Origin of the sequence: Parasphingorhabdus sp. (assembly GCF_048267785.1) — a bacterium.
Lineage (GTDB): Bacteria > Pseudomonadota > Alphaproteobacteria > Sphingomonadales > Sphingomonadaceae > Parasphingorhabdus.
This window is the reverse complement of record NZ_JBLWWU010000001.1, coordinates 262943-275006: the sequence shown is the minus strand read 5'-3', so window position 1 is coordinate 275006 and position 12064 is coordinate 262943. Positions and strand designations below refer to the sequence as shown.

The following is a 12064-nucleotide window of genomic DNA, read 5'->3' as shown; positions in this document are numbered from 1 at the left end:
TGATCGGTGGACGGTTTCTTCATAGGCTGTCCGCCGATCATCTTTTGAAGAATTGAATTAAAATCCAGTGTACAGCCCAGCGCATAAGTGGGTTTCATCCCACGTTATCCCGGCTTATGTCACGATATCCCGGCGACAAAGTCTAATGGTAATGTCAGAATGTAAGGTCATATCTAACGGAAACAAATGCTCACTCCGGAGGTGCTGTCCAAGACGACAATATGTTTTTGAGTTCCGGTCTGGGGCGTTCGGTCAATTCTGTGCTGGATGTCCCGAGATAGAGGAAGCCTGCAATTTTTTCCGGAGCAGCGCCAAACAGATCGCGCACGTCATCGTTGAAGGCAGGCCAGCCGGTAATCCAGCCACCGACAAAACCCATGGCATGGGTGGCGTGAAGAAGGTTCATCACAAAGGCGCCGCAACTCAGTTCCTGTTCCCAGAGGGGAATCTTGGTCGATTTGACCGGAGAATATATCACAACAAGCAGGGCTGGTGCGAGGCAGGCCATGGACTCCAGCGATTCAAGTTCCAACCGACCTGCTTCCGGTCGTTCTTTCAGATAGGCATCGTGAATGCCCTTCGCGAGACGGCTACGCTGATCATCGCCAACCGCGATCACGCGCCATGGGGCTAGCTTGCCATGGTCCGGCGTGCGCAGGGCAAGGGTGACAATCTCTTCAATCTGCGCCTTGCTGGGCCCGGGTTCGATCATGTCGCGCGGTCGACCGGAACGGCGGGAGGACAGATAGGCCGCAGGGCTGCTCAGATCGTTAAATGGGTTTTCGCTCATGTTCGTCACTTTGGAATTCACGCGACCGAATGCAAGCAGATTTCGCGATAATCCGGTCTCGCTTGTAACAATCTGCTTCACTTGCGCACTTTTTCCATTAGGGTGCGATGCAACAGGGGCGTCCAGGACGGCCCAGACCAATATATCGGGGAGTTAATTTATGTCGGGTGGTTATGCAGAATCGGGTGATGCGAGAGGAACATTCCTCGGTCACCCCAAAGGTCTTTTTGTTCTGTTCTTTGCCGAAATGTGGGAGCGTTTTTCCTATTACGGCATGCGCGCGCTGCTTATTTTCTATCTAACCAAGCACTGGCTCTTTTCCGATAGCGAATCCGGCATTATTTACGGTGCCTACACGGCGCTCGTCTATATTACCCCCGTCGTCGGCGGTTATCTGGCTGACAAATATCTCGGGCAGCGAAAGGCCGTGCTGTTCGGAGCGGTGCTGCTTACATTGGGCCATTTTTTCATGGCGTTCGAAGGCGATGCCGGGGTCGGCCATGTCGACAATCCGATCATCAGTATATTCTGGTTGGCGCTCGCACTAATCATCGTCGGTTCAGGCTTTTTGAAAGCCAATATCTCGGTCATCGTCGGGCAGCTCTATCCCCGTACCGATGTACGACGCGATGGCGCCTATACTATCTTCTACATGGGCATCAATCTTGGCGCCGCTTTGGGGTCGCTGCTCTGCGGCTATATTGGTGAAACCTATGGTTGGGCATATGGTTTCGGCCTGGCCGGCATCGGCATGCTGCTCGGTCTGGTCGTCTTCATCTGGGGAAAACCGCTGTTGCTCGGTCGCGGCGAAGCCAAGGATCCGGAACTTTTGAAAAAGCCTGTTGGCGGGCTAAAGGTAGAATGGTGGATGTATATCATCGGTCTGCTATTGGTCGGAATTTGCTGGCTGGCCATTCAATTTCAGGACATGGTCGGCTATGTGCTCGGCCTTTTTGGCGGGGCACTCGTTCTCTATGTGCTGGTCACCGCCGTTACGAAATTGGCATCTGATGAACGGGATCGCATCTTTGCGGCGATGTTCCTGATCCTGACTTCGATCATATTCTGGGCTCTGTTCGAGCAGGCTGGTTCCTCGCTGAACTTGTTCACCGACCGGCATGTCGACCGGGCGGGTGTTCCGGCCTCGACCTTCCAGTCGATAAACGCAATTTACATCATCCTGCTGGCGCCCGTATTTGCCACGCTTTGGACTGTGATGGGGCGCAAGGGGATCGAACCATCCGCACCGTTTAAATTTGGTCTTGGTGTTGTCCAGGTTGGCCTCGGCTTTCTTGTTCTGGTCTGGGGCGCCCAGTCTGCGGGACTTGAAAATGCGACGCCTGTGATCTTCATTTTCCTGATCTACCTGCTGCACACAACTGGTGAACTTTGCCTGTCGCCAGTCGGTTTGTCGGCGATGAATCGTCTGGCCCCCGCGCATATGGCGAGCCTGATCATGGGAACATGGTTCTTCGCATCGGCAACGGGCAATTTTGCTGCAGGACTTATCGCTTCGGCCACTGGCGCTGAGGGTGTCGGCGAGGAAGCCGGCAAGCAGGTGGTGCTGGATGTCTATTCCACCGTCGGTTGGGTGGCGATTGCTGTCGGCATCGGCGTTCTTGTCATTTCGCCACTGATCAGAAATCTTATGCATCTTGACACGCTGAAGGACGACAATGTTGGCGATGATCTGGAAGGCCAGCGGGAAGTGGGCGAGCCGCAGGCTGCTGGTGTTCATCCAACAATCAAGCCGTGATATAAGGGGGCAAGTTATGAAATTTCGGGCTTTGCTGGCACTGTTGGCCGGCGGATCACTTATGGCCGGATGTGCGGCCACTGCAGCGGATACGAAATCCGCTAGCGCCGCTGCACCGGTCAAATCGAGCAAGTCGTCGAGAACCGCTTTTCCGTCCACTTATAAAGCCTATCCGTCCGTTCCGACTGCGGTCACGGGTGTGACTATCTTCGACGGTGAAGGCGGACGGATCGACAATGGCACGGTCTTCATGGCGAGCGGGAAAATCATCTCTGTCGGTGGCAGCGATACCGCTATCCCGGCCGACGCCACCATTGTTGACGGATCCGGCAAATATATCACGCCGGGTATTATTGATGTGCACAGCCATCTCGGTGATTATCCGACCCCGAGCGTGTCCGCGCACAGCGATGGCAATGAAGCGACCTCTCCGGTGACAGCAGAAGTCTGGGCAGAACATAGCGTATGGCCGCAGGACCCCGGCTTCTCGCGAGCAATGGCCAATGGTGGCATTACCGCGCTGCAAATCCTACCTGGTTCGGCCAATCTCTTCGGTGGCCGTTCGGTCACCCTGAAAAATGTTCCCGCCCGAACCGTGCAGGCGATGAAATTCCCGGGCGCGCCTTATGGTATGAAAATGGCCTGCGGCGAGAATCCGAAGCGCGTCTATGGCGGCCGTAACCGCATGCCATCGACCCGCATGGGCAGTCTGGCGCTCAATCGGCAAACCTGGATCGATGCGGAGGAATATCGCAGCAAGATGAAGGACGCCAAGCCACCAAAGCGCGATCTCGGCAAGGAAACGCTGGCGGGTGTTCTCGATGGCGAAATTCTCGTGCATAACCACTGTTACCGCGCCGATGAACTGAACCAGATCATCGATATGTCGAAGGAATTCGGCTATAAGGTCACCGCATTTCACCATGCGGTCGAAGCGTATAAAATTGCGGATATACTGGCCAAGGAAGAGATCTGCTCGGCTATCTGGGCCGACTGGTGGGGCTTCAAGATGGAAGCCTATGATGCGATTCCGGAAAATGCGGCGCTGCTGCAAAAGGCCGGTGCCTGTGTGATTATCCATAGCGATGATGAAAACCAGATCCAGCGGCTCAATCAGGAAGCAGCCAAGGCGCTTGCCGATGGCCGTGCAATGGGAATCGAAATCAGCGACGCCGAAGCGATTCGCTGGATCACGCTCAATCCGGCGAAAGCGATGGGCATAGATGCTATGACCGGCAGCCTGAAATCCGGCAAGATGGCTGATCTCGTGCTGTGGAACGGCAACCCGCTCAGCGTGTATTCGCGGCCCGAAAAAGTCTGGATCGATGGGGCATTGCTGTTCGACAGCGGTGATCCAAGCCGTCGACCGGTCAGTGATTTCGAACTCGGCCAGCCCGGTGAAGGAGACGTGAAATGAAGCGCTTTGCCCAATTGCTTGCCTCCGCTGCAGCCCTGATCACGGCACCTCTTGCTGCGCAGCCCATTGCGATTACCGGTGGCAAGGTCGTGATCGGTGATGGCAGTGCGCCCATTGAAGGCGGGACAGTAGTGATCAATAATGATCGCGTCGTCGCCGCCGGCGCCAATATCCCAATTCCATTTAATGCGCAGCGGATAGACGCGACTGGTAAATGGGTCACCCCGGGTATTTTTGCCGGGTTCAGCCGGATCGGTCTCGTCGAGGTCGGCGCGGTTACCCAGACCAATGACATGAACGCCAGCGGTTCGCCTTTCTCGGCGGCCCTCGATGTTCAATATGCGGTCAATCCCTTTGCATCGCCGGTGGCGGTAAATCGCGCGGCAGGGGTCACGCGGGCGGTTGTCTCCCCGAGCACTTCCCGTTCCATTTTCGGTGGCTATGGCGCTGTCGTCGATCTCGGACAGGATGAAAATCCGATCACCAAGGCGCGCGCTTTCCAGTTTGTCGAACTGGGAGAAACCGGCCACAGCCGGGCAGGGGGCAGTCGTTCTGCTTCCCATATCCATTTTCGGGCGCTGCTCAATGAAGCGCGCACCTATGCGCGCAACCCCGCTGCCTTTGACAGCGATCTGCTCAAGGCGTCCGATGCAAAGGCGTTGTTGCCGGTGATCAACGGCAGCACCAAGCTGCTCGTTCACGTCGAAAGCGCCAATGATATTTTGAAGGTTCTCGACCTGCGCAAGGATTTTCCGGCGCTGAAACTGGTCCTGGTCGGTGCCAATGAAGGCTGGCGGGTTGCCAATCATATTGCAGCAGCAAGGGTACCCGTGCTGGCCTCGGCATTGAGTGACTTGCCTTATGGATTTGAAGACCTGTCTGCCACCCAGTCGAATATTGGCAGGATGAAAGATGCGGGCGTCAAGGTCGCGATTGGTATGATCAATGACCGTGACGCGCATCAGTTGCGCTATTCGGTGCAATATGCCGGCAATCTTGTCGCTCTTAACAAGGTCCCGCGCGCTTCCGGTCTGACCTGGGATGAGGCTTTTGCCGCGATCAGTTCTGTGCCTGCCGAGATCATGGGCATGGGCGGGCAACTGGGTTCGCTGAAGGCCGGTCGTCAGGCGGACGTCGTGATCTGGACGGCGGATCCGCTGGAGCTTTCGACACAGGTCGAGACGGTGATTATCGACGGCGTCGACCAGTCGCTGAGCAATCGGCAGATGCGGCTCAGGGATCGATACCGTGATCCGGCGCCCGGCGCGTTGCCAAAGGCTTATGATCGCTAGTCGCTAGAGGCGCACCATCGACATCATCCGGTCGCCGTAGCGGAGTCCGGCGGTGCCGCCAACGGGCGCGGCTGCCTCCAGCTCGTCGAGATCTGCTTCGTTCAGTTCGATGTCGACGGCGGCCATGCTGTCTTCCAGAGTGGCCCGTCGTTTCGAACCGGGAATAGGCACGATAAAGTCGCCCTGGGCCATGAGCCAGGCGAGGGCGATTTGTGCCGGCGAGCAGTGATGCCGTTCGGCTACGATTTTTACCACGTCGACCAGTTTCATGTTCAGAGCGAAATTCTCTTCCGAATAGCGCGGGTCATTGCGGCGATAATCATCTTCCGGCAGATCGTCCCTGCTGCTGATCTGGCCGGTCAGAAAGCCCCGGCCGAGCGGGCTGTAGGGAACAAAGCCGATGCCGAGGTCCTGACAGACCGGCAGGATATCCTCCTCGATACCGCGCTCCCACAGGGAATATTCGGACTGCAAGGCGGCAATCGGATGGGTTGCGTGCGCCTTTTTCAACGTTCCGGCTCCGGCTTCCGAAAGGCCGAGATAGCGGACCTTGCCTTCTGTCACCAGTTCAGCCATCGCGCCGACCGTATCCTCGATCGGGACATTGGGATCGACGCGGTGCTGGTAGAACAGATCGATGGTATCGATACCCAGCCGGAGCAAGGATCCCTCGCAGGCCCGGCGCACATTGGCCGGGCTGGAATCGACGCCGGTCACTTGTCCGTCCTTGAAAGCAAATCCGAATTTGGTCGCGATGACCAGTCGCTCGCGACGTCCGCGGATCGCCTGTCCCAGCAATTCTTCGTTGATGAGCGGGCCATAGACTTCGGCCGTATCGAAAAAGGTCACGCCCAGTTCGATCGCCCGGTCAATCGTCGCGAGGCTTTCGGCCATGCTGGCTTCACCATACATGCCTTTGCCAATCCCGGCCATCGGCATACAGCCAAGGCCCAGTGCAGAAACTTCCAGTTCGGCACCGAGTTTGCGATATTTCATGCCATATCTCCTTCGCTTCTGGCGATTGTCGCCGTCACGGCCATATTCATGCTGACATTGGCAACCGTCCGCATGATATCAGGAAAAGTCTCTATTGCCAAAAGCAGCACCAGCGGTTCGATCGGAACGCCCATGGCGATGCAAATCGGCGCGATCGACGTGATGAAGCTGATCGAGCCGGGCAGGCTGACCGCTCCCATGGTGGTAATCGCTGCCACGACCACTCCGATTGCCAAAGCGCCGACCGACAGTTCAATACCCATCAGATGGGCCACGTAAACGGCAACCGCGAGGTTCATGCAGGGGCCAGTCGCGCGGAACAGGGCGACCGCGATCGGCAGGACAACATCGGCCGAGCGGTCACCGACACCCATGGCTTTGACGCCGTTGACCATCGCTGGCAGAGAAGCGAGCGAGCTTTGCGTGGAGATCGCGACGGCCTGAGCCCTTGCCGATGCTTTGAAAAATGCAACGGGGCCGCGCTTGCCGCCGATATAGGTAAGCACATAGCTGAACAGCCAGACCAGCGCGCCGATGCTGCTGACGATCAGGACATAGTGGAGCAAGGCGCCAAAGGCCGCCAGTCCTGCGTTGGCGCCGACGCCAAGCGCGAGAGCAAAAACGCCCAGCGGTGCCAGCGCCAATACCCACTGGATCAGGATCAGCAGGGCATCGGCAACAGCATTGAAAAACTGGTCGAGCATCACTCTTTGCCCCTCGGGCAGGCGGGTGATTGCAAAGGCAAATGCCAGGGCGAAAACCATCAACGGCAGCACGGCGTCTTCTGCGGCAGAGGCAATGGCATTGGTCGGAATGAGCGCGCGGAGGAATTCGCTGAACGGAGGCACCTCACCCGGTGGCGCTGCGCTTCCCAGCGCAGACCGCAATGCTGCCGCAGCGTCTCCGTCAAGCGGGAAGAGTTCGAGCAAGGCGGGCGTCACCAGGGCGGCCATGGCCGAAGAGCACCAGAGGATGAAAATCATGAACAATATGGCGCGAGCGGTCATCCGCCCGGCGCGGGCCATGGACGCTGCCTTGCCGATGCCGACGATCAGCAGGGTGAAAACCAGCGGAATGACGGTCATGCGCAAGGCGTTGAGCCACATATTGCCGATCACATCAGCCGCTTCGACGAGCAGCGCGTTCCTGGTGCCGACAAATAATCCGGCCAATATGCCGAGAACCAGAGCAAGCAATATGATCAATGCTTTTTTCAATATCTCAGTCCCCAGGCATGTTCCAACCCATCATCAACCATGGCGGCCAGCATCTGGCAAGCGATGATTATCGGTAAATTTCGGAATTCAGTTCATTCCTGCTTGGTTTCCGGCGGTTTGATGGGCTAGAGACGTGCCGAACAGGGCCTGACCATTTTGGAATTAAGTTTGATATGACCAAGAAATTTTTCGGTACCGATGGCATTCGCGGCCTGACCAACAAGCACCCGATGACGGCTGAAATCGCGATGAAAGTCGGGCAAGCCGCCGGACGGCATTTCCTGCGCGGAGACCACAAACATCGCGTTGTGATCGGCAAGGACACCAGGCTTTCGGGCTATATGATGGAAAATGCGCTGGTTGCCGGTTTTACCAGTGTCGGCATGGATGTCGTGCAGGTTGGACCTATGCCGACCCCTGCAGTTGCCTTGCTTACAAGGTCGATGCGCGCCGATCTCGGGGTGATGATATCGGCCAGTCATAACCCTTATCAGGACAATGGTATAAAATTATTTGGCCCCGACGGGTTCAAGCTGTCGGATGAAGACGAATTGAAAATCGAGGCCTATCTTGAGGAAGAGACCATATTGGCCCCCGCGGCTGATATTGGCCGTGCAAAGAGATTTGAAGACGCGCGCGGCCGTTATATCCACGCCGTCAAAATGTCATTGCCCGACCATATCCGTCTCGATGGGCTGAAGATCGTCTGTGATTGCGCCAATGGTGCCGCCTATCAGGTCGCGCCCTCAGCGTTCTGGGAATTGGGTGCCGAGGTGGTGTCGCTGGGGATCAGTCCCAATGGATTGAATATAAATGACAGATGTGGCTCGACCGATCTTGCGACTTTGCAGGAAACGGTCGTCGCTTCGGGCGCCGATATCGGCGTTGCACTGGACGGAGATGCCGACCGGCTGATCGTTGTCGATGAAAAAGGGCAGGTTGTTGATGGCGATCAGTTGATGGCCTTGATCGGATCGAGCTGGAATCGGGATGGTCTGCTGCGCGGGAACGGGATAGTCGCCACGGTTATGTCCAATCTCGGACTGGAACGGTTTCTGAAATCCCAGAATCTTGATCTGCTGCGGGCGAATGTCGGTGATCGCTATGTCCTCGAAGAGATGAAAAAGGGCGGTTATAATGTTGGCGGTGAGCAATCTGGGCATATGATCCTGCTGGACCACGGCACCACCGGCGATGGTACGGTCGCCGCCTTGCAGGTGTTGGGGCAGCTGGTCGAGAGCGGCAAACCGGCCAGCGAACTGCTGCACCAGTTCGATCCGGTTCCGCAATTGCTCAAGAATGTGCGATATAGTGGCGGCCAGCCGCTCGAAAGCGAAAAGGTCAAGGCTGTGATCGCTGAAGCGGAAAAGGAACTGGACGGTTCCGGTCGTCTTCTGATCCGCAAATCGGGAACCGAACCGCTGATAAGAGTGATGGCAGAGGGTGATGACGAAGTTCAGGTCAACGCTGTCGTCGACCGGATTTGCGCCGTTGTCGAGCAAGTGGCTGGCTGATGCTCGAGATGCGTCCCGATTGTGAAAGCTGTGGCAAGGATTTACCAGCCGAACAGGCGGGCGCGCTGATCTGCAGTTTTGAATGCACTTTTTGTGAAAGCTGCAACAGCGACAAATTCGACAATATATGCCCCAATTGCAGTGGCGTGTTGAAACCCCGGCCGACGCGTTCCGCAGCACTGCCGGCAAAATATCCTGCTTCTACCGAACGGAAATTTACATGTTGAGCTTTCTCGATGCGATGGATGCCCGGACGATTGTCGCGATGGGGCTGACCTTGCCGGTCCTGTTCACGCTGGTCCTGTTCTTTTTCGCGCGCGGCTTCTTCCGACGCTTCTGGATTCCGATCCTCCTGCTTGCGGGGGCGCTCGAATGGTTCCTGATCGTGCAGGTCGGGCCGCTGTTCCTGTGACCGGAAAATGTCCACGGATATTGTCGATCGCCGGTTCCGACAGCGGCGGCGGCGCGGGCATACAGGCAGATATCAAGACGATCACCATGCTGGGCGGCCACGCGATGACGGCGATCACTGCTATTACCGCGCAGAATACGCTGGGGGTTCAGGGGGTTCATCAAATACCCACCGCGATGATATTGGAGCAGATTGAATCGGTGGTCAGCGACATCGGCGTCGACGCGGTCAAGATCGGCATGATCGGCAGCGCCGAAGCGGCGCGGGCGGTGGCGCAATATCTCGACAAGCTCAGCATAGCGGTCGTATTCGATCCGGTGATGGTCGCGACCAGTGGCAGTACATTGGCCGATGTCGACACGATCGCCGCTTTTGGCGAATTGATGGACATTGCCTCTGTCGTCACGCCCAATTTGCCCGAACTGGCTGCACTGGGGGGCAAGGACGAGGTTCTGGGACATGGCTGTCATCTTGTCATCAAGGGTGGCCATGGCGAGGGGGATGTCGTTGTCGATGAATTATATTCGCCGACCGGCCTGATCAGACGGGTCGAGGGCAAGAGGCTCGATACCAGCGAGACCCATGGCACCGGCTGTACCTTTGCCAGCGCACTGGCTTGCGGACTGGGCGGCGGACTGGATCTGACGGCAGCCTTCGAACAGGCCATTTCCTTCACTCGCATAGCGATATTGGAAGCACCGGGGCTCGGCCACGGCAGTGGCCCGCTCGGCCATCAATTTGTTACCGACTTCCGGGATGATGATCGATGATCGCCGGGGTTGATGAAGTGGGCAGGGGGCCGCTCGCTGGTCCGGTCGTCGCCGCTGCGGTTATCCTCCCCGATGATCATGGCATAGCCGGGCTGGATGACAGCAAGAAACTGACGGCCAAAAAACGTGCCCGGCTGGAACTGGAAATCCTGGAATGTGGTCGCATTTCGGTAGCGCAATGTTCCGAGGTCGAGATTGATGATATCAACATATTGCAGGCGACCATGCTGGCGATGACCAGAGCGGTAGAAGGTCTGGATGTCGTGCCCCGTCACGTTCTCGTCGATGGTAACCGCTTGCCGAAATGGTCTTATTCAGCCGAAGCGGTGATTGGCGGGGACGCGCTGCATCCCTGCATTTCGGCCGCGTCCATTCTCGCCAAGGAATTTCGCGACCGGTTGATGATCGCCGCCGCCGAACAATATCCGCAATATGGCTGGGAGCGGAACAAGGGCTATGGCACGGCAGAACATCTCACGGCGCTCAGGCAATATGGTCCGACGCCACTGCACCGGAGAAGCTTTGCTCCGGTGTCGCAGATGGAATTGCTCTAGGCTTCGGCTTTCGCAGGTTTTTGCGCGATCTTGCGCTCTGCGAGAACCCATTCGCCGCTTTCGCTTTTGATATATTTGGGCTGGCGGGTGACATTCCAGACCAGTCCCATCTTCTCCAGCAACAGCAGGAGATAGCCGGCTATGTCGATTTCCCACCAGGCCATGCCCTGAAAGCTGGCACGCGGGTGCTTGTGATGGTTGTTGTGCCAGCCTTCGCCAAAGGTCAGCAGCGAGAAGATGAAGCTGTTCTTTGACGTGCCCACGCCTTTGGTATGACGCTGTGACCCGACAACATGGGCATAGCTGGAAATGCCCAGCGTGATCTGGAGGACAATGAATGTCCGGAAATAGCCGCCGATCAGGATCGTGCCGATGACATGGTCCCAGCCGCCGAAGACAAGGCCCCAGATACCGGGAAAGATAATCAGCGAGAAGACCAGCCAATACCAGCGGGTCTTGTGCAGCCAGAGCACGACATCATTGTCGGCCAGCCCCTTGCCATAGATGCTGGTGTCGGTGACGCAATCGTCCATGAACCAGCCGAAATGCGAGTGGAACATGCCTTTCAGCCTGCTGGTCGGACGACCCCGACCATCGACCCAGGGGCTGTGCACATCGCCGATTTCATCGGTATGGGCGTGGTGACGTCGGTGGTCGGTGGCCCAGCGCAATACCGAGGACTGGACAGACATTTGCGCCATCACTCCGAGTATATATTGCATCGGTACCGATGTTTCGAACGCCTTGTGCGAATAATAGCGGTGGAAACCGAGCACGATGCCGAGCATCAATATGATATATCCGGCAATGAAGGCCGACCATTCGACCCAGCCGGTATCATAGGTGAACATCCACCAGACGGCCGCGATCGAACCAAAAATCTTTGATCCGAAAACAATCGCATATTCCCGGCGTTTTTCGCGTCCGGCCTCGCCGTTGACGATCACGCCGGGATGGGGACGGGGTTCATCACTCTGCTGGGAAATGCCGTTTTCCTGCTGATATTTATCGCGAAAATTACGTGCCATCTGTTCACCGACCCCCGGACTGTTGCGCTTTGGATCTTTACTACTGATTAAGCATATAGTCCGAATGCGGCTTTTTGTGAACCAAATTTGAATTTCGATAATTTCCCGATTTTGAACAAATAAATTTTCCAAACGAGTCTTTTTCGCCACACCACTAGGGATTGAGTCTGGCTCTCCGCCATTGACTCCATATCTGGTGACGGACTCGTTTCGTTCTTTTACGCCGAGTCGCGTTAACCATTACGATACGCCTTTAACCTATATTAACGGCCTTGACCGCCGGCCATTTCGGACTCACCGTTAATGCCGTTGGAAAAA

12 protein-coding genes are annotated in these 12064 nt (G+C 56.7%); 8 read left to right on the top strand and 4 right to left on the bottom strand.

Features of this window, described 5'->3' with window-relative positions; genetic code table 11:
• Nucleotides 1-190: 190 nt before the first annotated feature.
• Nucleotides 191-790 carry a nitroreductase gene (locus ACN0VD_RS01290; RefSeq protein WP_417590775.1) on the bottom strand — a complete coding sequence of 200 codons (600 nt, stop codon included), beginning with the start codon at nucleotides 788-790 and terminating at the stop codon, nucleotides 191-193.
• Nucleotides 791-950: 160 nt separating this feature from the next.
• Between ACN0VD_RS01290 and ACN0VD_RS01285 the strand changes: the two genes are divergently transcribed.
• From ACN0VD_RS01285 to ACN0VD_RS01275, 3 genes are read left to right on the top strand one after another with little or no spacing between them, the layout of a single operon-like run.
• The gene (locus tag ACN0VD_RS01285; RefSeq protein ID WP_417590773.1) at nucleotides 951-2546 is read left to right on the top strand and encodes a peptide MFS transporter; all 1596 of its coding nucleotides are present in this window, start codon (nucleotides 951-953) and stop codon (nucleotides 2544-2546) included.
• 16 nt (nucleotides 2547-2562) lie between these two features.
• Nucleotides 2563-3963, top strand: a complete 1401-nt coding sequence (locus ACN0VD_RS01280; RefSeq protein WP_417590771.1) for an amidohydrolase — start codon at nucleotides 2563-2565, stop codon at nucleotides 3961-3963.
• A complete protein-coding gene (locus ACN0VD_RS01275; protein ID WP_417590769.1) occupies nucleotides 3960-5255 on the top strand; it encodes an amidohydrolase family protein in 1296 nt (431 codons plus the stop codon). The genes ACN0VD_RS01280 and ACN0VD_RS01275 overlap by 4 nt, the downstream gene beginning before the upstream one ends.
• A gap of 3 nt (nucleotides 5256-5258) precedes the next feature.
• Here ACN0VD_RS01275 and ACN0VD_RS01270 read toward each other — a convergent pair whose 3' ends face one another.
• Both ACN0VD_RS01270 and ACN0VD_RS01265 read right to left on the bottom strand, forming a co-directional pair.
• On the bottom strand, nucleotides 5259-6251 hold the full coding sequence (locus tag ACN0VD_RS01270) for an aldo/keto reductase (RefSeq protein WP_417590767.1): 993 nt from the start codon (nucleotides 6249-6251) through the stop codon (nucleotides 5259-5261).
• On the bottom strand, nucleotides 6248-7468 hold the full coding sequence (locus tag ACN0VD_RS01265; RefSeq protein ID WP_417590765.1) for a dicarboxylate/amino acid:cation symporter: 1221 nt from the start codon (nucleotides 7466-7468) through the stop codon (nucleotides 6248-6250). The genes ACN0VD_RS01270 and ACN0VD_RS01265 overlap by 4 nt, the downstream gene beginning before the upstream one ends.
• 173 nt (nucleotides 7469-7641) lie before the next feature.
• Between ACN0VD_RS01265 and glmM the strand changes: the two genes are divergently transcribed.
• The 5 genes from glmM to ACN0VD_RS01240 are packed head-to-tail and all read left to right on the top strand — an operon-like array spanning nucleotide 7642 to nucleotide 10718.
• Nucleotides 7642-8982: a phosphoglucosamine mutase gene (gene glmM, locus ACN0VD_RS01260; protein ID WP_417590763.1), complete on the top strand. Its 1341-nt coding sequence runs from the start codon at nucleotides 7642-7644 to the stop codon at nucleotides 8980-8982.
• A complete protein-coding gene (locus ACN0VD_RS01255) occupies nucleotides 8982-9209 on the top strand; it encodes a DUF1272 domain-containing protein (RefSeq protein ID WP_417590761.1) in 228 nt (75 codons plus the stop codon). Before glmM ends, ACN0VD_RS01255 begins: the two co-directional genes overlap by 1 nt.
• On the top strand, nucleotides 9203-9394 hold the full coding sequence (locus ACN0VD_RS01250) for a hypothetical protein (RefSeq protein ID WP_417590759.1): 192 nt from the start codon (nucleotides 9203-9205) through the stop codon (nucleotides 9392-9394). The genes ACN0VD_RS01255 and ACN0VD_RS01250 overlap by 7 nt, the downstream gene beginning before the upstream one ends.
• Nucleotides 9355-10164, top strand: a complete 810-nt coding sequence (gene thiD / locus ACN0VD_RS01245; protein WP_417590757.1) for a bifunctional hydroxymethylpyrimidine kinase/phosphomethylpyrimidine kinase — start codon at nucleotides 9355-9357, stop codon at nucleotides 10162-10164. Before ACN0VD_RS01250 ends, thiD begins: the two co-directional genes overlap by 40 nt.
• A complete protein-coding gene (locus ACN0VD_RS01240; RefSeq protein ID WP_417590755.1) occupies nucleotides 10161-10718 on the top strand; it encodes a ribonuclease HII in 558 nt (185 codons plus the stop codon). The genes thiD and ACN0VD_RS01240 overlap by 4 nt, the downstream gene beginning before the upstream one ends.
• Here the strand turns inward: ACN0VD_RS01240 and ACN0VD_RS01235 are convergent.
• On the bottom strand, nucleotides 10715-11746 hold the full coding sequence (locus tag ACN0VD_RS01235) for an acyl-CoA desaturase (RefSeq protein ID WP_417590753.1): 1032 nt from the start codon (nucleotides 11744-11746) through the stop codon (nucleotides 10715-10717). The two genes, ACN0VD_RS01240 and ACN0VD_RS01235, sit on opposite strands and share 4 nt — an antisense overlap.
• Between the last annotated feature and the right edge of the window lie 318 nt (nucleotides 11747-12064).

Excerpts from the sequence above, each read along its gene's own strand:
- ACN0VD_RS01240 (WP_417590755.1), top strand. The coding sequence starts at position 10,161 with ATGATCGCCGGGGTTGATGAAGTGGGCAGGGGGCCGCTCGCTGGTCCG.
- thiD (WP_417590757.1), top strand. The coding sequence starts at position 9,355 with ATGGTTCCTGATCGTGCAGGTCGGGCCGCTGTTCCTGTGACCGGAAAA.
- ACN0VD_RS01285 (WP_417590773.1), top strand. The coding sequence starts at position 951 with ATGTCGGGTGGTTATGCAGAATCGGGTGATGCGAGAGGAACATTCCTC.
- ACN0VD_RS01280 (WP_417590771.1), top strand. The coding sequence starts at position 2,563 with ATGAAATTTCGGGCTTTGCTGGCACTGTTGGCCGGCGGATCACTTATG.
- ACN0VD_RS01250 (WP_417590759.1), top strand. The coding sequence starts at position 9,203 with ATGTTGAGCTTTCTCGATGCGATGGATGCCCGGACGATTGTCGCGATG.
- glmM (WP_417590763.1), top strand. The coding sequence starts at position 7,642 with ATGACCAAGAAATTTTTCGGTACCGATGGCATTCGCGGCCTGACCAAC.
- ACN0VD_RS01275 (WP_417590769.1), top strand. The coding sequence starts at position 3,960 with ATGAAGCGCTTTGCCCAATTGCTTGCCTCCGCTGCAGCCCTGATCACG.
- ACN0VD_RS01255 (WP_417590761.1), top strand. The coding sequence starts at position 8,982 with ATGCTCGAGATGCGTCCCGATTGTGAAAGCTGTGGCAAGGATTTACCA.
- ACN0VD_RS01290 (WP_417590775.1), bottom strand. The coding sequence starts at position 790 with ATGAGCGAAAACCCATTTAACGATCTGAGCAGCCCTGCGGCCTATCTG.
- ACN0VD_RS01270 (WP_417590767.1), bottom strand. The coding sequence starts at position 6,251 with ATGAAATATCGCAAACTCGGTGCCGAACTGGAAGTTTCTGCACTGGGC.
- ACN0VD_RS01235 (WP_417590753.1), bottom strand. The coding sequence starts at position 11,746 with ATGGCACGTAATTTTCGCGATAAATATCAGCAGGAAAACGGCATTTCC.